The organism is Aeromonas sp. QDB68, from assembly GCF_027707405.1.
Classification (GTDB): Bacteria; Pseudomonadota; Gammaproteobacteria; order Enterobacterales; family Aeromonadaceae; genus Aeromonas; species Aeromonas caviae.
Map to the genome: position 1 here is coordinate 112,121 of NZ_JAPCIQ010000004.1, position 24,871 is coordinate 136,991.

Genomic DNA, 24,871 nt, shown 5'->3' on the forward strand with positions numbered 1-24,871 from the left:
CTCTGCGACGGCGCTATGTCCTGCTCCGGCGTGATGCCGCCCTTTTCATCTCGCAGAGCGCTGCGGGCAATAAAAAGGCGGCCCGCAGGCCGCCATATCGTTTGCTGTCGTCAGAACGGGAAGAACCAGGGGATGGCGATGACGCTGACCACCATCACCAGCAAGGTGAAGGGCACGCCGATGCGCACGAAATCCATGAACTTGTAGTTGCCCGGGCCCAGCACCAGGGTGTTGACCGGCGACGAGACCGGCGTCATGAAGGCTGCCGAGGCGGCGATGGCGATGGTCATGGCAAAGGGATAAGGCGAGACCCCCATCTGATGGGCCGTCCCCAGCGCGATGGGCGCCATCAGCACCGCCGTCGCCGTGTTGGAGATGAAGAGCCCGATGACGGCACAGAGCGCGAAGAGGCTGGCCAGCATCACCCTGGGGCCCATCTCCCCCACTGCCGAGATGAGCGCGCCGACGATGAGATCCACCCCGCCGGTCTGCTGCAATGCAAGGGCAAAGGGCAACATGCCCACGATGAGGATCAGGGTCGGCCAGTGGATGGACTTGTAGGCACTCTCCAGATCGATGCAGCGGAACTTGCCCATCAGCAGGCAGGCGATGAGCGCCGCGATGACGTTGGGCACGGGATCCGTCACCATCAGCACTATCATGACCCCGAGGGCAATCAGGGCGTGGATGGCCTGGCTGCGGGCCGGCGCCATCTCGTCCACTTCCGCAGGCAGGCCCAGCAGCAGAAAATCGCGATGATGGGTCTGCAACTGACGAATGAGGCTCCAGTTCCCCACCACCAGCAGGGTATCCCCCATCTGCAGCGCCTCGTCCACCAGCTTGCCGGTCAGCGCCTCTCCATCCCGGCGGATCCCCACCACACTCAGACCGTAACGGGAACGGAAGGTCACCTCGCGGATGCTCTTGCCGAGCAGCCGGGAGCCGGGGATGAGGGAGACCTCCGCCATGCCCACCTCCCGCGCCTGATCGGAGAAATACTCCCCGCGCAATATCATGGGCTCGAGCCGCGCCTCGCTGCAAAACTCCCGCACATCCACCTCGGGATCCGACATGTCGATGAGCAGCACGTCCTTGGCCTGGAACTCGGTCACCCCGGTGACACTGACCATCACCCGCCTGAACTTGCGCCAGCGCTCCATCCCGATGACGTTGGCCCCGAAGCGGGCACGCAATTGCAGCTCGTCCAGGGTCTGGCCGATCAGGGGGGAGTCGGGCCGGATCGCCAGTCGGCGTGCTCGCCCGGCCAGCCGGTAGTCACGGATGAGATCTCGCATGGTGCTGCGTCCCATCTGCTTGCCCTTGCCCTCTTCCCCTTCACGCACCAGACGGTTGCGCATCAGCAGCATGTAGAGGATCCCCATCCCCAGAATGATGACACCCATGGGAGTGAAGCCGAAGAAGCCGAACCCCTGGATGTCGTGGCGCATCAGTTCACTGTTCACCACCATGTTGGGAGGGGTTGCCACCAGCGTTATCATGCCGCTGATAAGGCCGGCAAAGCCGAGCGGCATCATCAGTCTGCCCGCCGGGATCCCCATCCGGTTCGCCACGCTCAGCACCACGGGGATGAAGATGGCCACCACCCCGGTCGAACTCATCACGGCCCCCAGGGTCGCCACCGCCACCATCAGCAGCACCAGCATGCGGGTTTCGCTGCTGCCGGCCACCTTCACCAGGGCATCTCCCACCTGATAGGCGATGCCGGTACGCACCAGCCCCTCCCCCACCACGAACAGGGCGGCAATCAGAATGACGTTGGGATCGCTGAATCCTGCCAGCGCCTGCGGCAGGGTCAGGGTGCCGCTCAACACGAACAGGATGATGATCAACAAGGCGACCACGTCCATGCGTACCTTGTTGGTAATAAACAGGAGAATGGCACCCACCAGCATGCTGAGCACCCAGATCAACTCGGAATTCACACTTGCTCCTTTTGTTCAACGTCAACCACGGCCGGCCCCGGACGCCATCAGACCACAGAGCCCGTCCCCTTGATTTGTTACATATCAAGAAAGAGGAGGCCGCATCATCTCACATCCAGGTTCAGTTGCGGCCATTTTACCGGTCCGTGAACGCAGTCGGTCGCCCTTCACATGTCGGGGTAAAAAGTGCTGCACGCTCCCCCCGCCCCTCCTAAAATGGGCCCGCCGCGGCCTGAGCCGCCCTCTCACCCCTTGCCCTTCGGAGACGACATGGCCCAGCACACCCCGGCCTACCCGGCATTCACCTTCTTCAGCCGCTTTGTCGCCGACATCCAGGCTGGCCGAAAGACCATCACCATCCGCGACGAGAGCGAGGCAAACTGGCAGCCCGGCCAGCGCCTGGCCCTGTTCACCAACCCGGAACACCAGCCTTTTGGCACCATTGAGGTCATCTCGGTCAAGGCGGTCGCCTTCGAGGCGCTGAGCGACGAGCACGCCCGTCAGGAGAACATGACCCTCCCCGAGCTTAAAGATGTGATCCGCGATATCTACCCCGCACTGCCGCCCCTCTATGTGATTGAATTCGTGCTGATTGAAGCCTGATTTTGTGAGCTGCCTCAGCTAACGCCGGTTGCGCTCACGGGCCAAAAGCGCACAATGACTGTTTTTATATACAGTCATTGGTGTCTTATGGAAAAACAACTCGAACCGGCCATCGCAGCCATGGTGGCAGACTTCATCGCCGCAGGTCGTCCCAAGGCGAGCCAGCTGAGCTGGCAGGCGCGCCGTGACGGCTACCTAGCCTCTGCCCTGTTGGGCGGTGAGCGGGAAGAGGTGGGCGCCATCGAAGAGTGGCAGGCCGATCACCACGCCATCCGCTGCTATCGGCCCGCAGACAAACCGGACCCCGCGTATCCGGTGCTGATCTATTTTCACGGCGGCTGTTTTGTCAGCGGGGATTTCGAGACCCACGATCGCCAGATGCGGATGCTGTGCAACCGGGCCAGCACCCTGATCTTCGCCGTACACACCCGCCTCGCCCCGGAACACACCTATCCTGCGGCTCACGACGATGCGCTGGCCGCCACACGGGCCATCATGGCCGAGGTGGAGAAATGGCATGGGGATCCGGCACGTCTCGCCATTGCCGGCGACAGCGCAGGGGGTCATCTCGCCCTGGTCACCACCTTGCGGCTCAAGGCTGCCAGCGCCCCCTTGCCCAAGGCCCTGCTGCTTCTCTATCCCATGCTGGATGCCCTCTGCGAGAGCCAAAGCTACCGCGATCTCGGTGACGACTACCTCATCACCCGGGACATGCTCGAAAGCGGTTTTCACGCCTACCTGGGCAGCCTGCCCCCCAGCCATCCCGAAGCCAGCCCGCTCCACCATCCCGCCCTGTCAGGATTACCGCCGACCCATATCGTCACGGCGGAATATGATCCGCTGCGCGACGAAGGGGAAGCCCTGTATGGCAAGCTGGTGCAGGCTGGCGTCGATGCCACTTGCCAGCGGCAGCATGGCGTCATTCATGGCTACTTCCAACTGGCGGCCATCAGCCCTGCCGCTCGTCAGCTCATCGACCAGATAGCCATGATGCTCAGAAGACTCTGAGTTGGAACCGGCCCCCAAGCCGTGTTAAAAGTGTCTCTTTTGAATCAGGGAGGTAACCCGAGTGTTCGAGATAGCGAGCCTGAAAGAGGGCATGATGCACGGGGTGGAGCTGTTCCAGCTGCTGCTGGAGATCATCTCCATCGCATGCGTGGTCATCGGCCTTGGCAAGACCCTCTGGCTGGCGGCCAGAGTGCGGGATCACGAGCCCGGCTTTCCCCGCATCCGCCTCTGCTTCGGCAGCTGGCTCATCCTGGCGCTGGAATTCCAGCTCGCTGCCGACATCCTGGCCACCACGGTGGCCCCCAGCAAGGAGGAGCTGGTGCGCCTCGCCATCATCGCGGTCATCCGCACCTTCCTGAACTACTTCCTCGGCAAGGAACTCGATGCCCAGGCCGAGCGCCAGCAACCCGAGCCTGTCAGGTCACCTTCCCGCCCCGACGCCCGATGAGTGGGCTGAGTGGCACAAGGCCACGACACGGAAGGAAAGGCACCTGCCTGATCCCATGAAGAGGGCTCCCCGCGGGGAGCCCTCTTTGTATCCGATAGCAACCATCAGACGTGCTTGCTGGCCAGCTCGTGGCGCTTCAATGCCAGCAAGGTGACCAGCAGGGCGGCGGTGGCGATCAGCGCCATGCCGATATAGGTGGCGCTGAAACCGGGTGCCAGTTCGGCCGGGCTCAGGCTGGCCAGATTGGGGCTGCTGCCTGCCGGCAGGGCGGCATGGAACAACACGGCGCAGATGGCGACACCGACCGCCCCACCCAGCTCCCGGCCGAAGTTGAACAGGGACATGCCGATGCCGCGATCTTCCCGCGGCAGGGCATTTTGCACCACCACCGACAGCGCCGGCAGCACCAGACCCAGCCCCAATCCGGCAAACCCCAGTCCCAGTCTGGCCCAGACGTCGAAGTGGATCTGCCACAGGGCCAGCGCTGCCAGGGCAAAACCTGCCACCACGAAACGCTTGTAGTGACCGGTGCGACCGATGAGCTTGCCGCCGACGAAGGCCCCGCCGTGATGCAGACCATGAAGATCACCATGATCTCGCCACTGTCACTGGCGCTCATCCCCTTTTGCCACTGCATCTGCAACGGCAGGTAGACCAGCACGGCAAACATCAGCAACTGCGAAGCCAGCGCCAGCAGCACGCTCACCAGATAACCCGGCAGGCGCACCAGGTGGGCCGGCAGTATGGGGTCGTGCGCCCGCCGCTCAGCCAGGACGAGCAGCAACAAGGCCGCCCCCAGCGCAGCCGCGAGCCAGACGGCGGGCAAGGCCGCTTCCGGCGAGAGCAGCAACAGGGTGAGGGTGGTGACCGTAATGAGCAGTGCCGCTCCCTTCCAGTCGAAGCGGCTGTGGCGACGCACATTGAGGTGACCCAGATTGCGGTTCACCAGCCAGAGGGCGATGGCACCGAGAGGCAGATTGATCCAGAAGATCCAGCGCCAGCTGAGCTGCTCGGTAAAATAGCCACCGAGCAGCGGGCCTGCGATGCTGGAGACCGCATAGACCGCCGAGATATACCCCTGATACTTGCCCACCTCCCGTGGCGGAATACAGTCGGCGATCACGGTAAAGGCGAGCGCGATCAGCCCTCCGCCCCCCAATCCTTGCAGCACGCGGGCGGCCAGCAGGGTTGGCAGATCCTGGGCCAGGGCGCAGGCCACTGATCCAGCCAGAAACAGGCCGATACCGATGTTGAGCATGCGTACCCGGCCGAACATGTCGCTCAACTTGCCATAGATGGGCAGGGCCGCAGTGGCCGCCAGCAGATAGGCGGTCACTACCCAGGTGAGGGCGGCACCGGCGTTCAGCTCAACCCCTATGATGGGCAAGGGCGTGGTGACGATGCTCTTTTCCAGTGAGCCCAGGGCGATCACCAGGGCCACGCTCGAGAAGACGGTTTTGGGGGACATAGGCAGGCTCGCTCATGTGAGATATCGGCACAGGGGGTGCAAGGCACATTATTGTCTCATAAATCATTAGCCGATGGTCAAAACCACTGCCAACCATGATGAAGGTCGCGACATCTGCGCGCTGGATCTGCTAGGGTGAGTCTTTGCCGAAGAGGACGCCCCCATGCCCCAGTCATCCCCCTGCGATCATCACCAGAGTGAACAGCCCCGATTCGACGAGTACGACGCCCTGATCTTCGACATGGATGGCACCCTGGTGGACTCCATGCCTCTGCACCTGGATGCCTGGGAAATCACCAGTGCCGAGTTCGGCCTGCCGTTTGATCGGGCACAGCTCAACGAGTACGGCGGCATCCCCACCCGCAAGATAGTGACCATGCTGGCAGAGCGGCACGGGATGACCATCGACGTGGAAGCCTTTGCCCGGCGCAAGGTCGCCCTCTACCTGGCACGGATCGACGACGTCCGGGTGTTTCCCGCCATGTGGGAGCTGGTCAGGCAGTACCACGACAAGGTGCCCATGGGCATAGGTACCGGCTCAACCCGGGAACATGCGGCGCACATCCTGCGTCAGACCGGGCTCGATGCCTTCATCTCCGTGCTGGTGAGTGCCGATGATGTGGTCAATCACAAGCCCCACCCGGACACCTTCCTGAAAGTGGCCGAGCAGCTCGGCGCCAACCCGGCCAACTGCCTGGTGTTTGAAGACACCCGGATAGGCATTCAGGCGGGCAAGGCCGCCGGCATGACCACCTTGCTGGCCACCGAAGGGACGCTGCAACGGGTGTGAGCGGTGCGGGACCATCCTAACCGACGGGCCCGCACCAGCTTACTCGGCCTCATTCTCCCCCTCCTTCCCACCTGCCGGTACCGGGCCGTCCGGCCGCTCAAATCCCAGATCTGACATGCAGTTGTCAAATTCCGACTCCCCCGGTTTGCCATGCTCCTTGCAGTTCTCAAACGCCGCTTTCATCTCGACCGACAGCTCGTGCGGAGGCTTGGGCGGGGTACGGCTGCCCTGATCGCCCGCTGCGGCGGTCAGAGTAGTGAGGGAAAACAGCAAAGGCAGAACAATCTTCATGGCATGACTCCAAAACGGGTGGCATACACCGGCACGGTGCGGCGATGGCCCACGGCAGCGGGCGGTATCATGCTAGCGAATCGCCGCGAACTGATGGGTTAAGGGGAGGTAAAGAGGTGTCAGGTCGGCGTAAATCCATAAAAAAACGCCCCAGGCGGGGCGTTGTTTTCATGGCGGCCATTACATGGCGTTGGTGGATTCGAAGATCTTGTCGGCCGACGCTTCGACGAAGCCAGGGTAGAGCACGCCGTCGGCCTGCGGGTAGCGCAGGGCAAACTCGTAAAAGCAGCTCGGGATGGTGCGCACGCCGTCGCTGAAGGGCACCTCGGCCTTGTCTGCCATGGTGGAGGATTGCTCCAGCATCACCTCGGGATCGCCCTTCACCTCGCTGCCAACGGTGTTGAGCACGAAGCCTGCCGCCTTGAGCGCCGCATTCACCTGCTGGATGGTGTCGAAGTCCTTCAGGCGGTTGATGTTGACGGTGAAGTGGTTGGCACGATAACCCCAGGCGGCCATCCAGGCGGCATACTCGCTCTCTGCCAGCAGGGTCTGGTAGTCGGTGTGGGAGACCTGCCAGGGCGCGCCGGCGTAGAGGAAGGCCGAGGTGTCGGTGAGGTGATCGGGTACCTGATCCACCAGCTTGTGGATGATGGCCTGGGCACCTTCGGAGAGCTCTTCCACCTTCAGCTCGCTGATGAACACCTTGGGCGCATCAGGATCTTTATGCTCGAAGTGTTTGGCATAGAGCTTCTTGGCCTTGAATACATACTCGCCCTTCTCTTCATACCCCAGGGCGCGGAAGTGGGCCGCCAGTTTCTCGAGACCGAGCTTGGGCAGGTTGTAGGTCCGAAACGCCACGTGATCGTTGATGATGGGGGCACCGCCGCCCAGCAGTTGATGAACCTTGTGAGCACTGGGGGTGACCTGAATGTAGTTGTCCCACAGATGGCCAAACAGGGTGTCGATATCCTTTTGCATCTCTCTTTCCTTTGATTGCGGGTACAGACAGGGGCACCTGTTCAGTGCCCCTCTTTTATTTTCTTGTTATCAGAAGGTCAGACCGGGAGACAGCTGATCCGGCATAGCAGCCTTGCTGTCTTCGACGGAGGCGACCGGGTAAGCACAGTAGTCGGCGGCATAGTAGGCGCTCGCTCTGTGGTTGCCGGAGGCACCGATGCCGCCGAAGGGGGCGGCACTGGAGGCGCCGGTGATGGGCTTGTTCCAGTTGACGATACCGGCACGGATGCGCTTGAAGAAGTGGTTCCAGTCCGCTTCGTTGTCACCGAGCAGGCCGGCCGAGAGACCGAAACTGGTGGCGTTCGCCTTCTCGATGGCCGCATCGAAGTCGTCGTAGCGAATGAGCTGCAGCAGCGGGCCGAAGTACTCTTCATCCGGCAGCGCGCTGACCGCGGTCACGTCGATGATGCCCGGGGAGACAAAGCCGGTGCCCGCTTCCAGGTGCTTGAGGGCAAGCAGGCTTTCACCACCGAGGCGCTGCAGGTTGGCTTGCGCCTCGACCATGCCGAGTGCGGCCTTCTCGCTGATCATGGCGCCCATGAACGGCTGCTCGGCGGCGTCATAGAGGCCGACCTTGATCTGGCCGACCACCTCCACCAGGCGCTTGACCAGGGCATCGCCCCGCTCGCCGCGCTCGACAAACAGACGGCGCGAGCAGGTGCAACGCTGGCCGGAGGTAATGAAGGCGGACTGCACGATGGCATGGACGGCGCCGTCGACGTCGCTCACATCTTTCACTATCAGCGGGTTGTTGCCCCCCATCTCCAGTGCCAGGATCTTGCCCGGCTGGCCGGCAAACTGCTGATGCAGGAAGTGGCCGGTACGGGAGGAGCCGGTGAAGAAGAGGCCGTCGATGTCCGGGTTGCCGGCCAGCGCCTTGCCGGTGTCGACCTCCCCCTGCACCAGGTTGAGCACCCCCTTGGGCAGCCCCGCCTCCTGCCAGATCTTCAGCATGGCCTCGGCCACCATGGGGGTCAGCTCTGAAGGCTTGAACACCACTGCGTTACCCGCGATAAGCGCAGGCACTATGTGACCGTTGGGCAGGTGGCCCGGGAAGTTGTAGGGGCCGAACACGGCCACGACGCCATGGGGCTTGTGGCGCACGAACGCCTTGGCGCCCGGCATGGGGTTTTCCACCGTACCGGTACGCTCCTCATGGGCGCGGATGGAGATGGCAATCTTGCCCTGCATGGCCGCCACTTCAGTGCGGGTCTCCCACAGGGGCTTGCCGGTTTCACGGGCGATGGTCAGGGCCAGCGCCTCCTTGTGCTCGCCGAGCAGGTCGGCATAGCGGCGCACGATGGCAAGGCGCTCTTCAAGGGCCAGATCGGACCAATGGTAGAAGGCCGTGCGGGCCGCCTTGACGGCCGCATCCACCTGGGACTGGCTTGCCGCCTCACCCCGCCAGATCACCTCGTTTTTGGCCGGGTCGATGGATTCGAACGGCTTGCCTTCACCGGCCAGCCACTGGCCATCGATAAACTGGACTAAAGACATCATCAATTCACTCCCTGTGGGTACGCAGGCCGCCTCGGCAGCCTGTCTCAATGCTGTGCTGCGGGGTGGGTCAATCCAGATCGACGACGCGCACCATGTCGCCATTTTCCACCTTGAGGGCGGCCGCCATCTTGGGCGGAATGATGGCTTCGTGCTTGTCCAGATCGACCCGGATGTTGCCGTAGCAGGCGCGGTATTGCTCGAACCTGGCGTTGCAGATGAGGTAGGTATGGCCGCCGATGGGTTCACCCACCAGCACCGCCAACTTCTGGCTGCGGCGCACGCTGCGAATGTTCTTCACCTCGCATTCGACGGTGGGGCCTGCGTCGAAGATATCGACATAACCGCGATTCACGAACCCCTCATCCTGCAGCATCTTGAGGGCAGGCCGGGTCTTTTCGTGGGTCTTGCCGATGACGGCGCGCGCCTCGTTGCTCAGCAGATTGACATAGATGGGGTACTTGGGCATCAGCTCGGCGATGAAGCGCTTCTTGCCGATGCCGGTGAGATAGTCGACGGTGGGAAAATCCATCGAGAAGAAATGTTTTTGCAGCCACTCGTAGAAGGGGCTGTGGCCGTTGCCATCGGAGACACCACGCATCTCGGCAAAGACGGTACTGTCAAACAGCTCGGGGTGTTCGGCCATGAACAGGAAACGGTGCTTGGAGAGCAGACGGCCGTTGAGCCCCTCGCGGGCGCATTCACGCAGAAACAGGGTGCAGAGCTCGGAATTGCCGGTGTAGTCGTTGGAGAGGGTGAGGGTTTCCACGACATTGTAGATGCCGAGCTTGGGGGAGGAGTGCACCACCTTGCCGATGTGATAGTTGTAGAACGCCTGGGACAGGCCGACCGCCGCGTCGATGGCGCAGGTACCGACCATCTCCCCGGTCTCCAGATCCTCGGCCACGAAGAAATAGAGGCACTCGCCCTTGCCGGCGGGCTTGTCCAGGAAGGTCTGGGTCGAGGCATCGATCTTGCGTTGCAGCAGCTCGTCGTTGACCGGCAAGGATGTCATGCCGGTGCCGGATTCGATGGCACAGGTCTTGAGGCCGGCGAAGTCGCGCTGCTCGATAGGACGGATAACCAACATAAATGACAACTCCCTTTCATTGACGACAGGTGGGGTCCCGGCTCCTGCCGGGAGGGCTCCCCACCTCAATTTGGATCAGGCGTTGACCACCTGAGCGACCGCTTTCTCGAACCGTGCCAGCCCTTCCTTGATGTCCGCTTCCGGGATCACCAGGGAGGGGGCAAAACGCACAACGTTGGTACCGGCAACCAGCGCCATCAGGCCCTGATCGATGGAGGCCAGCAGGAAGTCGCGGGAGCGGCCCTTGAAGTCATCGTTGAGCACGGCGCCCAGCAGCAGGCCCTTGCCGCGCACTTCGCTGAAGCAGTGGTACTTGGCGTTGATGGCTTCCAGCCCTTCGCGGAACAGCTGCTCGCGCTGCTTGATACCGCTCAGCACTTCCGGGGTGTTGACCACGTCGATCACCGCCTCTGCCACCGCGCAGGCCAGCGGGTTGCCGCCGTAGGTGGAGCCGTGAGTGCCCACTTTCAGGTGGGAGGCGATTTCGGTGGTGGTCAGCATGGCCCCGATGGGGAAGCCACCGCCCAGCGCCTTGGCGCTGGTGAGGATGTCCGGCGTGACGCCCAGACCCATATAGGCAAACAGCTCGCCGGTACGACCGACACCGGATTGCACCTCGTCATAAACCAGCAGGGCGTTGTGCTTGTCGCACAACTCGCGCACCCCCTTGGCAAACTCGTCGGTGGGGCTGATGATGCCACCCTCGCCCTGCAGCGGCTCCATCACCACGGCGCAGGTGTTGTCGGAGATGACGGCAGCCAGCTCCTCCAGGTTGTTGTAGGCGACGTGGGTGATGTCGGCAGGCTTGGGACCGAAGCCATCGGAGTAGGCAGCCTGGCCGCCGACGCTGACGGTAAAGAAGGTACGGCCGTGGAAGCCCTGGTGGAAGGCGATGATCTGGGTCTTGTGGGCCCCGAACTTCTCGATGGCGTAGCGGCGGGCCAGCTTGAGGGCCGCTTCGTTCGCTTCGGCACCGGAGTTGCAGAAATAGACCTTCTCGGCGAAGGTGGCGGCGACCAGTTTCTTGGCCAGGCGCAGGGCCGGCTCGTTGGTCATCACGTTGGAGAGGTGCCACAGCTTCTCACCCTGGGATTTCAGGGCCTCGACCAGTTTGGGATGGCAATGGCCCAGGCCATTGACCGCGATCCCGCCCGCGAAATCCACATACTCGCGGCCTTCCTGATCCCAGACACGTGACCCCTCGCCGCGCACCGGGATGATTTTGGCCGGCGCATAGTTGGGAACCATCACTTCATCAAACACTTCACGTGTCACTGCCAACAACTCTGACATATTGCTCTCCTGCTATCTCGCGGCAGAATAATCCACCGCCCAAAAGTTAAATCCGTGTAAACGTGGCGGAATTATCACAGAAAAAAAGTAAAAAGTCTGTAACTTAACCGCCTATAAGGAACAATGTTCGATTGCCTTTGAGATTTTAGGCAACCGCATTGCATAACGGCTCAGGGGGTGTTGGCAAGAGATAATTTGGACAGGGAGGAGGGTGAATAAAGTCTCAGGGAAATTTTTTTTTGCCTCATGACGGTTTTGAGACAGACATCGCAATTTTTTCAGGAAACGGCCAAAAAGTTGGCCAGCAACTGGTGCCCCTGTTCGCTCAGAATACTCTCCGGATGGAACTGCACTCCCTCCAGCGCCAGCGTTTTATGCCGCAGCCCCATGATCTCGTCCAGGCTGCCGTCGGCATGTTCGCTCCAGGCAGTGACCTCGAAACAGTCGGGCAGCGACGCCGCCTCCACCACCAGAGAATGATAGCGGGTCACCCGCAGCGGGTTGTTGAGCCCCTTGAACACCCCCTCCCCTTTGTGACGGATGAGAGATGTCTTGCCGTGCATCACCTGACGGGCACGCACCACCCGGGCACCAAAGGCCTGTGCCAGGGACTGATGGCCGAGACAGACGCCGAGGATGGGGATCTCGCCGGCAAAACGGGAGATGGCGGCCAAAGAGATGCCCGCCTCGTTTGGCGTGCAGGGGCCGGGAGAGATCACCAGATTGCGGGGGGCAAGCCGGGCTATCTCCTCCAGGCTCAGCTCATCGTTGCGCCTGACCACCACCTCTTGCCCCAGGGCGCCGAAGTATTGCACCAGGTTCCAGGTAAAGGAGTCGTAGTTGTCGATGAGTAGCAGCATGCAAACACCATGGGAATAAGACAGAGACGGTGATCGGACAGCCCGTTACGAGCGCGGGCAGACAAACGCCGCGCATTCTGGCATGTCTCTTTGCGTTAATAAACCGGCGATCACCTCACCTGCTGTGCAGTCTGTCCACTCTTCAATGACGATCCGGGCCTGTCGACCCCACCCGGCGGTGGGCCTGTCCCCGACCGGGCAGCATCAGCCGCTCCATGTCAGGATGGCAAGGTAAAAGAGACGGGAGGCGACTGGGAAAAGGGCAAAGGTCGTGACAGGCAGATGGGAAGGAGTCACCTTGGCAAGGGCTGACAACGGACCTCAGCGGTCCAGATAGCGGCCCTGTTCCAGTTCCCGTTCCCGCTGGCACTCGGCCAGATAGATGGCAGCCGCGATGGCCGGGGTCTTGTGGTGCTTGTCGATGGCGTTGGAGACCATCAACTGCAAGGTATTGAGGCTCTTGGCCTTGCGAAACTTGCGCAGCCAGTGACCCTTGTCACCCAACTCTTCACTCAGGGTTTGTGATTCGACAGACATGCTTTCTCTTGGGGCAAAGCCCGTGTTTGACATTGGGGAGGTTGCGACAAACCGGAAGGTGTAAAACAAAGAAAGCCAGGCATCCACCCAGCTCTCTTCTACTACACCTTCCCAGTATGTCAGGCTCGAGGAACGAAGCCGACGACATCATATACGCTGATCAGGGTTTTTTCAGCCCTTTCACGCGCCTTTTGTGCGCCAGCCGCCAAAATGGCCTGCAGATGGGCCTCATCCTGACGTAGCTCGCGGAAGCGCGCCTGGATGGGTTCCAGCAAGGCGACCACGGCATCGGCCGTTTCACTCTTGAGGTGGCCGTACATCTTGCCTTCGAAGTGTTGCTCCAGCTCCGGGATGGAGCGGCCGGTCACACCGGACATCAGGGTCAGCAGATTGGAGACCCCCGGCTTGTTTTCGGGATCGAAACGCACCACGGCCGGCTCGTCGGAGTCGGTCATCGCCCGCTTGATCTTCTTGACGATCTGCTTGGGATCTTCCAGCAAGCCGATGAAGTTGGCCTCGTTGTCGTCGGACTTGGACATCTTCTTGGTCGGGTCCTGCAGGCTCATCACCCGGGCCCCTTCGGTCGGAATGAAGGGTTCCGGCAGGGTGAAGACTTCGCCATAGAGGTTGTTGAAGCGGGTGCAGATGTCGCGGGTCAGCTCCAGATGCTGCTTCTGGTCATTACCAACCGGCACCTGATTGGCCTGATAAAGCAGAATGTCGGCCGCCATCAGCACTGGATAACCGAACAGGCCGACGTTGACGTTGTTCTCGAAACGAGCGGACTTGTCCTTGAACTGGGTCATGCGCGACAGCTCGCCCATCTGGGTGTAGCAGTTCAGGATCCAGCCGAGCTCGGCGTGCTGGGGCACGTGGGACTGGATGAAGACGGTGCTCTTGGCCGGGTCGATGCCCACCGCCAGATAGAGGGCGGCTGCGTCGAGGCACGCCTTGCGCAAGGCGGCCGGATCCTGGCGAGTGGTGATGGCGTGCAGATCGACGATGCAATAGAGGCAGTCGAAATCATCCTGCATGCTGACCCACTGACGCAGGGCCCCCATGTAGTTGCCGATGGTCAGCTGGCCCGAGGGTTGGGCACCGCTCAATACGATTGGTTTAGTCATCAGAGTAGTAATCCTTGTTATCCGCCAGCCCGGTCTGGATCAGACCAGCAGGGCATCGAGTTCGGCAAACTGCTCGCAAACCCAGTCGGGGCGGGAGTCTGCGATAGGGCGGCCATAGTTGTAGCCATAGGTGAGCCCCACCACCTTCATGCCGGCGGCCTGGGCGGCCAGCACGTCATTTTCGGAATCCCCCACCATCAGGGTGCGGGACGGGCTGACACCCAGCTCGTGGCAGGCGTGCAACAGCGGCTCCGGGCTCGGTTTCTTGACGGGTACGCAGTTGCCCCCTAGCCAGAGTGCGAAACAGTCGCTGATGCCGAGGGCCTCCAGAATGGGCTGCACGAAGTGACTCGGTTTGTTGGTCACCACGGCCTGCTGGTAACCCAGCCCCTGCAGACGGCGCAGGCTCCGGGCCACTCCGTCATACATGGCCAGACCTTCCAGAAGACAGGCCTGATAGTGACGGTCGAACAGGGGGCGGGCCTTGGCAAACTGCTCCGGGGCGTCGCGGTAATCGAGAGCCCGCTGGATCAGCTTGTCGGCGCCGTTGCCGACCCAGGTACGCACCACGGACTCGTCGGCCTCGGCCAACCCCAGCTCCGCCAGGGTACGGTTGACCGCCAGCGCCAGTTGCGGGGCGCTGTCAATCAGGGTGCCATCCAGATCGAACAGCACCAGGTCAAAGGGGCGATCAGCGACGGACATGGGCAAGCTCCGCGCGCATCTGGTCGATCACTGCCTTGTAATCCGGCTTGCCGAAGATGGCAGAGCCCGCCACGAACATGTCGGCACCCGCCTCGGCAATCTCGCGAATGTTGTCGACCTTGACCCCGCCATCGATTTCCAGGCGAATGTCGCGGCCGCTCTCGTCGATCAGGCGGCGCACCTGGCGCAGCTTGTCGAGGGTGCCGGGGATGAAGCTTTGACCGCCAAAGCCCGGGTTGACCGACATCAGCAGGATCACGTCCAGCTTGTCCATCACGTACTCCAGGCAGGTGAGCGGGGTCGCGGGGTTCAGCACCAGACCAGCCTGGCAACCCTGCTCCTTGATGAGGCCCAGGGTGCGATCCACGTGATCGGAGGCTTCCGGGTGGAAGGTGATCAGGCTGGCACCGGCCTTGGCAAAATCAGGCACGATGCGATCCACCGGCTTGACCATCAGGTGCACGTCGATGAGCGCTTCGATGCCGTAATCGCGCAGCGCCTGACAGACCATGGGGCCTATGGTCAGGTTGGGGACATAATGGTTGTCCATTACATCGAAATGGACCACGTCGGCCCCGGCGGCCAGCACCTTGGCCACATCCTCACCCAGACGGGCAAAGTCGGCGGAGAGGATAGAGGGGGCAATCAGAAAGTCTTTCATCAGCGTCATCCATTGGCAGCGTGGCAGAAAAAACGGCGCAATTTTATCGCAAAAGGGCGATGAAAACGACCCGCATCTACAGAACACGCCGCTCCGGCACCATGGCTGGCACACGATGCCAAGCGCGGCTCACGGAATGCCAGCGGCAGCATCAGAAATGACAACGGCCCCCTCAGGGACCGTTGTTCACTCAGCCGACGGCAACCAGCTCCGCCTCACCGGGATAATAGCCCTGTTCGGGCTCGATGCCGGGGGGATAGAGCGCCAGCAGCTCGGCCACCTTGTTGCGACCACCGCCGTTGCGGCTGATGGTGCGCTTGACCAGGATCTCGTCGAGCCGGGCGCCACGATAGAGCTCGCGGGTCAACTCGATGTCATGGTTGCTGATGAGCACGGGCACCCCTTTATGGGCGGCGGTGTGGCGAGCCAGCCTGGCCAGCAGCGCCTGATCGTCCAGGGTGAAACCGCCTGCCGAATAGGTGGTGAAACTTGCCGTGGTGGAGAGGGGGGCATAGGGCGGATCGCAGTAGATCACCCAGTCTTCCTCTGCACGGGCCATGGCGTCGGCATAGCTTTCGCAGATGAACGTCGCCTTCTGCGCCTTCTCGGCAAACGCCCACAGCTCTTTCTCCGGGAAGTAGGGTTTCTTGTAGGAACCGAAGGGAACGTTGAACCCCCCCTTCTTGTTGTAACGGCACAAGCCGTTGAAACCATGGCGATTCAAAAACAGGAACAACTGAGCCCGTTCAAACCCGGCCGCGGTCTGGTTGAACTGGGTACGCAGCCGATAATAGGCGGTCTTGTGGTTGTGCTCGGCCACGAACAGCTTGCGGGCCTCGCTGATGAAGCTGTCCGGCTGCTGCTTGAGGTGGTTGTAGAGGCCAATGAGATCCGGATTGATGTCGTTGAGCACATAGGCGTCGTAATCCGTGTTGAGAAACACGGATCCCGCCCCGACGAAGGGCTCCAGCAACACACGCCCGGCCGGCAAACGCTCGGCGATCTCTTCGACCAGGGAGTATTTTCCCCCGGCCCATTTTAAAAACGCGCGTGTTTTTTTCATGGAAGTCCGGTGTTGACAAGGCTATGCCCAAAAAAGGGGGGTGATTCTACCCCCTTCTTCGGGTGGCTGGCTATTGCTTCAATTCTTTTTGTATCTGGGCGAATGACTTGGGCCAGGGTTGTCCCTTGAGCAAGGCAGGTGACAGCTTGCGAATGGCCGCCTTGGCCTGGGCACTGCTGGCGTAGTCTCCCTGCACCACTACATACCAGGGACTGCCACGGAAACGGGTCTTGTAAACCCACACCTTGCCCGCCAAGCCATGCTCGGCCACAAAGCTGTCTACCGCCTTGGTGTTGCTCGCCCCCATCAACTGGATGCTGTAGTGATTCTTCGGCTTCTTGTTGAGAGTCGCCACCGGCGTCAACGCCACCTTGGCCGCTGGGGCCGCGACCGGCGCTGTCTGCGCGCCACTGGCCGGTTGAGCCTCTGTCCGGGCCGGGACACTGCTCGGGGCCGGATTCTTGACCTGGGCCGTCGTTCCGGTCGGGACCGCACGGGAACCGCTCCCCACCAGCTCATCCACCACGGCCGTGGGCAAGGCGCCGCTGACGTTCGGCTGGTTCATCAATTTCTCGACCACTTCGTCGGAGATGACGACCCGGCGCCCCTCATAGTTGGTTGACTCCGTGGTGACCGTCTCGCTCTCGACCTTCTTGGGCAAGGGCTTGGCATCGGACTGCCAATCGCGGGCAACCTGATTCCCTGACGGGATGGCAGCGGCGCCACTGCTCGTCTGAGTACTCAGAGCCCCGCTCGCCGCACCGACGTTCACAGGATCGCTTGAGACGGGATCGGGCAACGCCGTCCCCTGGGACGGTGCCTGGGCGGGGTCCTGGCCTGCACTGTCGAACAGGGGCAGATAGCTCAGGGCCAGCAACCCGCCCGCCAACAGGGCAAGCACGATCGCTATCTTCTTGACGGGCAACTCGGCCTGACGTTTCTTGGGCCTTCTGTCGGTCATGGTATCCTCCAGTAACTGCATGATGGCTGACGGATGTCCGCCCGCCCCATTCAGGATCTCTTCCACTTTCGGCTTGGGCAAGAGGGCAGTCGGGATCTTGAGCTCTTTGGCCTTCTCATACAAGAAGATACGTTGCTCAGGAGCGCTCAGTGGCGCGACCTCCAGCTCGAGGGCTGGCATGGCCCGTCCCTTGAGGAGCGCCTTCTGGTTGCGACACCAGGCGTCATCACCCGAGAGCAGGATGGCCAGTTTATGAGGAGATGCCAGGGTATCGTTGTGACGACAGAGCGCCCACAACTCCCCCACCAGCTCGGCAGGCAAGGTATCGGCACGTTCGATGATGAGCAGCAGTCTGGCAGGCTTGTCACCCACCATGCGAAAGAAGCTGTCCGCCAGGGCATCCTGCGCGTTGAACAGGGGACGTGCCACCACCTGCTGCAGCAGCAACTGACGCACATCCGCCATCTTCATGGACGGGCTGCCGATGAGGCTGGCCACCCGCACCGCATCGGGCAGTTGGGCAAGCAGCGACTCGCACAGTGTGCCACGGCCACTGCCTGGCTTGCCGGAGAGAAAAACAAAGGGGTGGTTGAACTCGATCAGGTGCAGCAGCCGGTCAACCAACTGCCGCTGAGAAGGCAGCTTGAGCAATTTATTAGTGGTCACGACCAGACTCGATCACCGCCATCAATTGTTCGTCTGTCACATCGGCCACGACCTGGGCCTGTCCGATCCCGATCGGCAGCACCAGCCTCAGTTTGCCTTCCAGCACCTTCTTGTCACGGCGCATATGGCGAATGAAGGCGGCAAAATCCATATCGGACGGTGCCTTGACCGGCAAATCGGCGGCCAACAGCAGATCGCGGACTCGTGCCACCTCTTGCACCGTCATGTCGCCACGGGCCAGGGCCGTCTCGGCCGCCAGCATGGTTCCCGCCGCCACGGCTTCACCGTGCAGCCAGTTGCCGTAACCCTTCTCCGCCTCGATGGCATGGCCGAAGGTATGTCCCAGGTTCAGCAAGGCGCGCACGCCGTGCTCGGTCTCGTCCTGACCGACCACATCGGCCTTGATCTCGCAGCAGCGGCGAATGGCATAGGAGAGTGCATCACCGTCGAGGCGCTGCAGGCGGGTCATGTTGGTTTCAAGCCAGGAGAAGAAGGCGGCATCCCAGATGATGCCGTATTTGATCACCTCGGCCATGCCGGCGGCAAATTCCCGGGCAGGCAGGGTCTTGAGGCAGTCGGTATCGATGATCACATGCTTGGGCTGATAGAAGGCACCCACCATGTTCTTGCCGAGGGGATGGTTGACGGCGGTCTTGCCGCCAACGGAAGAGTCAACCTGGGAGAGCAGCGTGGTAGGCACCTGAATAAACGGAATGCCTCGCTGGTAGCTTGCCGCAGCAAAGCCGACAACATCGCCTATCACACCGCCCCCCAGAGCGATCAGAGTAGTATCACGACCATGGCTGGTTTCCAGCAGAGCAGACATGATCCGCTCGAAGGTCGCCAGGGTTTTGTAGGCCTCGCCATCGGGCAGGATCAGGTGTTCCACCTGAAAACCGGACAGCAACTGAATGATCTGTTCAAGATACAAGGGCGCGACCACGGTATTGGTCACTATCATGACCCGCTTGCCCTTGATCGTCTGCGCCAGTACCTCGGGGCGTTGCAGCAGACCGGCAGCTATCTCTATCGGGTAGCTGCGTTCACCCAGTTCGACCTTCAACCTTTCCATGGACGTCCTCTAATGAATTACATACCAATCAACTTGACGATTTGATTAGCGACAACTTTGGCACTCTGGTCATCCGTCTGGATGACAAAATCGGCAACCTCTTCGTACAGGGCGTTGCGCTCTTGCGCAAGACGCTCAAGCACTTCACGGGGCGGCTCTTCGGTTTGCAGCAAGGGACGACGCTTGTCTCTCTGGGTTCGCGCCAATTGCTTTTCAATAGTGGTTTCGAGATAGACCACGATGCCGCGTGCGGAGAGTTTGTTGCGGGTTTCACGGCTCTTGATGGCACCGCCACCCGTTGCCAGCACGATACCCTGCTGTTCGGCGAGCTCACCGATCACCTTCTCTTCGCGGATCCGGAAGCCTTCTTCGCCTTCAACATCGAACACCCAACCGATATCGGCACCACTGCGGCGCTCAATCTCATGATCTGAGTCGAAAAACTCCATGTGCAGTTGTTCTGCCAGATGTCTACCTATGGTGCTCTTGCCCGCACCCATGGGACCTATCAGGAAAATATTGCGTTTCTCAGCCATGTCTTTTCGTTAGTAATTACAAACTGTATGGCCCCGGTAAACACTCGACCGGGGTACCTATGAACCTTATCTTGCGTTGGATCAGGAGGGGGATTATCTCAGTAGAAACCAGGACTGGCAACCGCAGCCCTTACGCCCCAGCCTCATCGGGGCGTAAGGTTATATGTGTTTTACTCTCACAAGTAAAGTTTTCAGAGGGCGTCGGTCACTATCCTCGGGGTCACGAAGATCAGCAGTTCACGCTTCTTGTTTTCACTGGTGGTTTTCTTGAACAGATAGCCCAACCCGGGGATATCCCCCAGCAGCGGCACCTTGCTGACATCGCTCTTGATGGTCTGTTGATAGATGCCGCCAAGCACCAGAGTTTCACCGTTGTTGACCAACACCTGGGTGGTGATGGACTGGGCGTTGATGGACACCGCATCCCCGGTCCCGGTCGGCACGGTTTCACCCTTGGTATCCTGAGTCACGGTCAAGTCCAGGATCACCCTGTTGTCCGGGGTGATCTGCGGTGTGACCTTGAGGCTCAGCACTGCCTTCTTGAAGGTGACCGAGGTCGCCCCGCTCGAAGAGGACTCCACATAGGGGATCTCGGTCCCCTGCTCGATCAGGGCCGGCTTCTGGTTGGCCGTGGTGACACGCGGACTGGCGATGATCTCGGCCTTGCTCTCCTTTTCCAGAGCCGAGAGCTCAAGATCCAAAAGGGTGCCATTGGCAAGACGGGCAACTTGGAACGCCAGCGTGCCGGCCGCGTTGGTCACCGGCAGGTTGACGTTGAGTCTGTCTTCTACGTTGGGGCGAGTGATGGTGGAACTGCCATCATTGTTTCCGGCGCCATCATTACCCTCTATGGTGCCCGAGGTGCCGTTGCCATGACCGTCTGTCTTGGTCACCCCCCAGCGCACCCCCAGAGCCTCATCGAAACCATCATCAATGGTCACCATGCGCGCCTCGATCACCACCTGCTTGACCGGGATATCGAGGATATCCAGCATCCGCTTGACGTTGCTGATGACATCCGCCGTGTCCTTGACCACCAGCACGTTGGTACGTTCATCCACGCTGACCGCGCCTCTGGGGGAGAGCAGCTTGGTACTCTCGGAGGAGAGCAGGGCCGCCACTTCCGATGCCTTGGCATAGTTGATCTGCAGATACTCGGTGTAGAGGGGAGCAAGATCCGCCACCTGGTTGCGGCTCTCCATCTGCTGTTTCTCGCGAGCGGCAATCTCGTCCGCCGGCGCCACCAGCAGGATGTTGTTGTCCAGCCGTTTGTCCAGCCCTCTGACCTTGAGGATGATGTCCAGCGCCTGCTCCCAGGGCACGCCATCGAGACGCAGCGTGATGTTGCCGGAGACCGAGTCCGTGGTCACCAGGTTCAGATTGTTGAAATCGGCGATGATCTGCAACACGGTACGAACAGGAATATCCTGGAAGTTCAATGAGATGGGTTTTCCTTGGTACTGCTTCGCCGCCGTGGTGGCCACCCGTTTTTTCACCTCGATGATGAACATCTTGTCGGCCTGATCGTAACGGTAGTCAAACTGGCCGTTCACCGAGAGCTCGAACAGGGTGTCATTGCCCTGGCGGAACACCTCCACTTGGGAGACCGGGGTAGCAAAGTCCTGCACATTGATGAGGTTGAGCTGATCATCAGTCACCCGGGTACCATGGAACTTGGCCAGCACTTTCTGACCACGGCTGCTGACATCCACCGCCGCCGAACTGTTGTCCAGCGTCACAAGGAACTCCCCCTGCCCCTCCTTGCCACGACGAAAATCCACGCCCTTGACCGAGTTGAAGTAGGCGCCACCCATGTTTGCCTGAGACACGGACAACACCGGCTTGCCGAGGGCAACGGGCGAAGGAGCCACGGTAGGCGTGGCAGCCACGGCAGGCTGAGCCTGATACTGGGACTGGTTCTGGGCAACCCGCTGGGTGTCAATCAGCGCAGACTGGGTCACTGGCTGGCTTCTGACGAGCGCAGACTGACCGGCTGCAACAGGCGCCGCCGAAGAGGCGACCGGCTGCCCGGCCTTATCTCCCAGCGCCACCAGCAATTTATTGCCCTGCTGATGGACCTGATAGGGGGTGAGCTGATCGAGGGCGATCTTGATGTCGAGCCCCTGCCCCTTCCCCTCCACCAGGAGATTGTTCACCCCTTGCTGCTTGATGGGCAGGGGATTGACCGTCAGGGCACCGATGGCCCCGGGTACGTGCAGCAGAAGCTGATTGGGTTCATAGGTCAACCTGTCCGTAAAACCGCTGACCGGTTCGCTGAAGCTGAGCTCCAGCAGGAGTTGATCGGCCAGCAGGGGATTCACCTTGACCTCCTGCAACGCGGGTACTGCCCACACCTGAGTGCATCCGCCCAGCCACAGCAGCGCCACACCGATCATCCTTCTTATTGTTGTTCTCATCTCTGCTCATCCCTGATCATAGTTTTGCGTCGAGATTGGCCATGGCCAGCTGGGTTTCTCGGGTGACCCAGCATCCTTTGCCATCCGGTACCGTCTCCATCAAGTCAACATGCGTGTTCGTTATCTTGATGACCCTGCCCTGATCCAGCCCCATGTGCTGGTTGAGCCCGACGCGCACGGCTTGCCCGTCCGGGGTTTTGATCAATGCCCACAACTGCCCCTGCTTGCCGATGGAGCCTTTCATGCTCAGGCTGGCAAGCGAGTAGCGTTCCAGCACCTCCTTTTCCCGATTGGCCACTATCTGGGCACAGTCCGGCTTGGCCTTGGCATCCAGCCTGGAACTGGTTTCCGGCTGGGGTGCAATGAACGGACTACGCTGATCGCTGCGTTGATAGACCATGGGCGAGAAGGGCTTTATCTCCGGCAAAGATTCGATCGGTACCGGCTTTCTGGCCTTGGTCTGTTTGACATACTCATCCATGTCCTCCTGTCCCCCACAGGCCGTCAACAGCAGCGCCGACAAGAGAAGTACGCCCGCTCTCATGCTCATGGCTTTTTCTCCACGGTTTTGCCGTTGTACTTGTAGGTCTTGGCCTGCATGGACATACCGATCAGCTCACCCCCCTTCCCCTGGCTGAGCTGGAAAGAATCCAGGATCACGATGCGCGGCAAAGCAGCCATGTCCGCCGTGAACTTGCCAAGTTCGTGATAAGTGCCCACGACCTCGATGCGCATGGGCAGCTCGGTGGAGAACTCGTGTTTCACCTCTGGCTCCCAGTTGATCCTGTTCAATGTCAAACCGTTGTCGGTGGCAATGAAGCTGATGTCATCCAGCAAACCGGCGACTTCGTGGGTGTTGGGCAGCTGTTTGAGCTGAGTGTCGACCAGATGTTCCAGCTGGACCATCTGCTTTCTGTATGCTTCCAGGTTCGCGGCCAGCATGGCCTTGCTCTCGAATTGTCCCTTGAGCTCGCTCTCTTTTGCAGCTTCACGACCCAGAGCGGCCAGGGAATTGGCAATCACGTAGTAATAGAGTGCCCCGCCAAGCAGAGCACAGCAGAAGAAGACAAAGATGCCCTTGGCGATCGGCGGCCAGCGGGCAATGTCATTGAGATCCAGGTCGTTAAGTTGTTGCAGGTTCATTTTTGCCCCTTAGCCGCGTTGGGTAGCGCCGTGGCAATCTGGAACATCATGGAGAACTGGCTCAGGGCGATGGGGGCCACCTCGGCCGTGAAAATGGTGCTGAGCTGGGATTGTGTCAGCCAGCCGGAACCGTCGATTCGGCGCATCATGCTGGCTACCCTGCCATAGGCTTCGGTCTTTCCCTTCACGTCTATCTTGTTGTTTTGCAGAGCAAGGCTATCAAGATACACCCCATTGGGGACCAGCACCGGTAGCTGATTGAACAGACGCACAGGGATGTTGCGGCGCATCTGCAACTGCTCGATGAGTTGCATGCGGTCAATCAACTCCTTGCGCCGCTCCTTGAGAAGCCTGATCTCCCCAAGCTGGGTGTCCAGGGTTGCCATCTCCTGCTGCAACCGCTGATTGCGCTGCTGCTGGTAACCGATCTGCTGCTGCACCAGCCAGTCTGCGGCAAAGGCGATGGCTGCCGTCCCCGCCAGGAACAGACCGAACAGGATGCCGAATTGTTTCTTCTGACGCTGCGCCCGAGCCTGCCGCCAGGGCAGAAGGTTTATATTTGACATGGTGTGAAGCTCCTCAGTGCCAGCCCGAGCGCCGTCATGTACTTGGCCCCATGAGTCAGCCCCCCCTCTCCCTGCGGCTTGCCAAAGAGTGCAAAGGGATCAGGATGCAGCACCTCGCAGTTGAGCTCGCTGCCGATTTGTCCGGCCAGCCCCGGCAGCAGGCTCCCCCCTCCGGTCAGCACCAGCCTGGAGAGCTCCTTGTTCCCCGAGGAGCTGCAAAACAGCTGCACGTTGCGCCGTATCTGCAACACCAGAGTGCTGAGGTGAGGCAACAGGACATCCACCTCATGATCCGCAGGCAAGGAGCCCTGGAGCTTGGCCAGTTCCGCTTCTTCCATACTCATGCTGTAAAAAGAGGCCAATGCCTGGCTGTATTGATCACCACCAAAATTCTGCAACCGGGAATAGATGATCTGGCCCCGTAGCAGGGCGGCGAAAGTCAGGGCGCTGGCACCGATGTCGACGATGCCAACCGGTTTCTCCGAGGTTTGCAGGTCGGGCAGGCAAGCCAGCACGGCGCGTCCGAGCGCATGGGCCCCCACATCCACCACCATGGTCGTCATGCCTGCCTCCGTCAGGGCACTGACCCGGCCACTGACGCTCTCGGTCCGCGCGGCACTGAGCAGGACCTCCTGACGCCCGTTGTCGCCCGCCATGCCGAGGATTTCAAAATCCAGGCTCACTTCATCGAGGGGAAAGGGGATGAGCTGCTCTGCCTCCAGGTGAACCTGGTTCTCCAGCTCGCTCTCGTTGATGTTGGTATCGACCTGAATGATCTTGGTGATGACATTGGAACCGGTCACGGCCGTGGCCACGTTCTGGCAATCCCCTTGCACGAGCCGCTTGAGCGACTTGAGGGACTGACTGACCCGTTCAATGTCCTGAAGTTGATAGTCGACCAGCGTCCCCCTTGGCATGGGGATCTCGGCAACCGAACCGAGGTGCACCTTGCCGGGACGTCCGCTGATGGTGACGGCCTTGATGGTTTGACTGCCAAAATCAATGCCCGCCAAGGAGACGAGGGATCCCTTACTTAAGGTTCATCGCGGCTTTCCGGGGAAGGCCGCCTTGATTTTCAGAAAAAAGTATTCTGAGTCCCTAAATCCATATGC

24 protein-coding genes and 1 pseudogene are annotated in these 24,871 nt (G+C 60.8%); 4 read left to right on the forward strand and 21 right to left on the reverse strand.

Going from position 1 to position 24,871, the window contains the following annotated elements; all coding sequences use genetic code 11:
- Positions 1–110: 110 nt before the first annotated feature.
- Positions 111–1,943 (reverse strand): SLC13 family permease, encoded by a 1,833-nt coding sequence (locus PG892_RS02670; RefSeq protein ID WP_029314126.1) that lies wholly within the window; start codon positions 1,941–1,943, stop codon positions 111–113.
- Positions 1,944–2,213: 270 nt separating this feature from the next.
- On the opposite strand from PG892_RS02670, the gene yqfB reads away from it, so the two are divergent.
- The 3 genes from yqfB to PG892_RS02685 all read left to right on the forward strand — a co-directional run bounded on the left by yqfB (position 2,214) and on the right by PG892_RS02685 (position 4,002).
- Positions 2,214–2,546, forward strand: a complete 333-nt coding sequence (gene yqfB / locus PG892_RS02675; RefSeq protein WP_010673841.1) for a N(4)-acetylcytidine aminohydrolase — start codon at positions 2,214–2,216, stop codon at positions 2,544–2,546.
- A gap of 87 nt (positions 2,547–2,633) precedes the next feature.
- The gene (locus PG892_RS02680) at positions 2,634–3,554 is read left to right on the forward strand and encodes an alpha/beta hydrolase (protein WP_010673840.1); all 921 of its coding nucleotides are present in this window, start codon (positions 2,634–2,636) and stop codon (positions 3,552–3,554) included.
- A gap of 61 nt (positions 3,555–3,615) precedes the next feature.
- Positions 3,616–4,002 (forward strand): DUF1622 domain-containing protein, encoded by a 387-nt coding sequence (locus PG892_RS02685; protein WP_010673839.1) that lies wholly within the window; start codon positions 3,616–3,618, stop codon positions 4,000–4,002.
- A 104-nt stretch (positions 4,003–4,106) separates the two neighbouring features.
- On the opposite strand, the pseudogene PG892_RS02690 reads toward PG892_RS02685, so the two are convergent.
- Positions 4,107–5,470, reverse strand: a pseudogene (locus PG892_RS02690) (MDR family MFS transporter).
- A gap of 163 nt (positions 5,471–5,633) precedes the next feature.
- Here PG892_RS02690 and PG892_RS02695 point away from each other — a divergent pair.
- Complete coding sequence (locus PG892_RS02695; RefSeq protein ID WP_010673838.1) at positions 5,634–6,260, forward strand: HAD family hydrolase; 627 nt, start codon at positions 5,634–5,636, stop codon at positions 6,258–6,260.
- A 39-nt stretch (positions 6,261–6,299) separates the two neighbouring features.
- Here the strand turns inward: PG892_RS02695 and PG892_RS02700 are convergent, their stop codons facing one another.
- From PG892_RS02700 to tapM, 19 genes are all read right to left on the reverse strand, one after another.
- Positions 6,300–6,551, reverse strand: coding sequence for a hypothetical protein (locus tag PG892_RS02700; RefSeq protein WP_010673837.1), 252 nt, complete (start codon positions 6,549–6,551; stop codon positions 6,300–6,302).
- A 180-nt stretch (positions 6,552–6,731) separates the two neighbouring features.
- Entirely contained in the window at positions 6,732–7,529 is a 798-nt protein-coding gene (locus tag PG892_RS02705; RefSeq protein WP_010673836.1) for a DUF1338 domain-containing protein, read from the reverse strand.
- A 69-nt stretch (positions 7,530–7,598) separates the two neighbouring features.
- Entirely contained in the window at positions 7,599–9,068 is a 1,470-nt protein-coding gene (astD, locus tag PG892_RS02710; protein WP_010673835.1) for a succinylglutamate-semialdehyde dehydrogenase, read from the reverse strand.
- Positions 9,069–9,135: 67 nt separating this feature from the next.
- A complete protein-coding gene (gene astA / locus PG892_RS02715; RefSeq protein WP_010673834.1) occupies positions 9,136–10,155 on the reverse strand; it encodes an arginine N-succinyltransferase in 1,020 nt (339 codons plus the stop codon).
- Positions 10,156–10,230: 75 nt separating this feature from the next.
- Positions 10,231–11,448 carry an aspartate aminotransferase family protein gene (locus PG892_RS02720; protein ID WP_010673833.1) on the reverse strand — a complete coding sequence of 406 codons (1,218 nt, stop codon included), beginning with the start codon at positions 11,446–11,448 and terminating at the stop codon, positions 10,231–10,233.
- A 278-nt stretch (positions 11,449–11,726) separates the two neighbouring features.
- Positions 11,727–12,308, reverse strand: coding sequence for an aminodeoxychorismate synthase component II (locus PG892_RS02725; protein WP_103858316.1), 582 nt, complete (start codon positions 12,306–12,308; stop codon positions 11,727–11,729).
- Between the two features lie 321 nt (positions 12,309–12,629).
- A complete protein-coding gene (locus tag PG892_RS02730) occupies positions 12,630–12,845 on the reverse strand; it encodes a hypothetical protein (RefSeq protein ID WP_010673831.1) in 216 nt (71 codons plus the stop codon).
- A gap of 119 nt (positions 12,846–12,964) precedes the next feature.
- On the reverse strand, positions 12,965–13,969 hold the full coding sequence (gene trpS, locus PG892_RS02735; RefSeq protein WP_010673830.1) for a tryptophan--tRNA ligase: 1,005 nt from the start codon (positions 13,967–13,969) through the stop codon (positions 12,965–12,967).
- A gap of 39 nt (positions 13,970–14,008) precedes the next feature.
- Positions 14,009–14,674 (reverse strand): phosphoglycolate phosphatase, encoded by a 666-nt coding sequence (locus tag PG892_RS02740; protein WP_010673829.1) that lies wholly within the window; start codon positions 14,672–14,674, stop codon positions 14,009–14,011.
- Positions 14,661–15,335, reverse strand: a complete 675-nt coding sequence (rpe, locus tag PG892_RS02745) for a ribulose-phosphate 3-epimerase (protein WP_010673828.1) — start codon at positions 15,333–15,335, stop codon at positions 14,661–14,663. The genes PG892_RS02740 and rpe overlap by 14 nt, the downstream gene beginning before the upstream one ends.
- Before the next feature lie 190 nt (positions 15,336–15,525).
- Positions 15,526–16,398: a Dam family site-specific DNA-(adenine-N6)-methyltransferase gene (locus PG892_RS02750; protein WP_029314124.1), complete on the reverse strand. Its 873-nt coding sequence runs from the start codon at positions 16,396–16,398 to the stop codon at positions 15,526–15,528.
- Between the two features lie 70 nt (positions 16,399–16,468).
- The gene (locus PG892_RS02755; RefSeq protein ID WP_041201489.1) at positions 16,469–18,025 is read right to left on the reverse strand and encodes an SPOR domain-containing protein; all 1,557 of its coding nucleotides are present in this window, start codon (positions 18,023–18,025) and stop codon (positions 16,469–16,471) included.
- Positions 18,015–19,097: a 3-dehydroquinate synthase gene (aroB, locus tag PG892_RS02760; protein ID WP_010673825.1), complete on the reverse strand. Its 1,083-nt coding sequence runs from the start codon at positions 19,095–19,097 to the stop codon at positions 18,015–18,017. The genes PG892_RS02755 and aroB overlap by 11 nt, the downstream gene beginning before the upstream one ends.
- Positions 19,098–19,114: 17 nt before the next feature.
- Positions 19,115–19,633 (reverse strand): shikimate kinase AroK, encoded by a 519-nt coding sequence (gene aroK / locus PG892_RS02765; RefSeq protein ID WP_010673824.1) that lies wholly within the window; start codon positions 19,631–19,633, stop codon positions 19,115–19,117.
- A gap of 191 nt (positions 19,634–19,824) precedes the next feature.
- Positions 19,825–22,050, reverse strand: a complete 2,226-nt coding sequence (locus tag PG892_RS02770; RefSeq protein WP_029314121.1) for a type IV pilus secretin PilQ — start codon at positions 22,048–22,050, stop codon at positions 19,825–19,827.
- Positions 22,051–22,066: 16 nt separating this feature from the next.
- Positions 22,067–22,594, reverse strand: coding sequence for a pilus assembly protein PilP (locus tag PG892_RS02775; protein WP_029314119.1), 528 nt, complete (start codon positions 22,592–22,594; stop codon positions 22,067–22,069).
- Positions 22,595–22,596: 2 nt separating this feature from the next.
- Positions 22,597–23,193: a PilO family type IV pilus biogenesis protein TapO gene (gene tapO / locus PG892_RS02780; protein ID WP_010673821.1), complete on the reverse strand. Its 597-nt coding sequence runs from the start codon at positions 23,191–23,193 to the stop codon at positions 22,597–22,599.
- Complete coding sequence (gene tapN / locus PG892_RS02785) at positions 23,190–23,759, reverse strand: PilN family type IV pilus biogenesis protein TapN (protein ID WP_010673820.1); 570 nt, start codon at positions 23,757–23,759, stop codon at positions 23,190–23,192. The genes tapO and tapN overlap by 4 nt, the downstream gene beginning before the upstream one ends.
- Entirely contained in the window at positions 23,747–24,772 is a 1,026-nt protein-coding gene (gene tapM / locus PG892_RS02790) for a PilM family type IVa pilus assembly protein TapM (RefSeq protein ID WP_010673819.1), read from the reverse strand. The genes tapN and tapM overlap by 13 nt, the downstream gene beginning before the upstream one ends.
- Between the last annotated feature and the right edge of the window lie 99 nt (positions 24,773–24,871).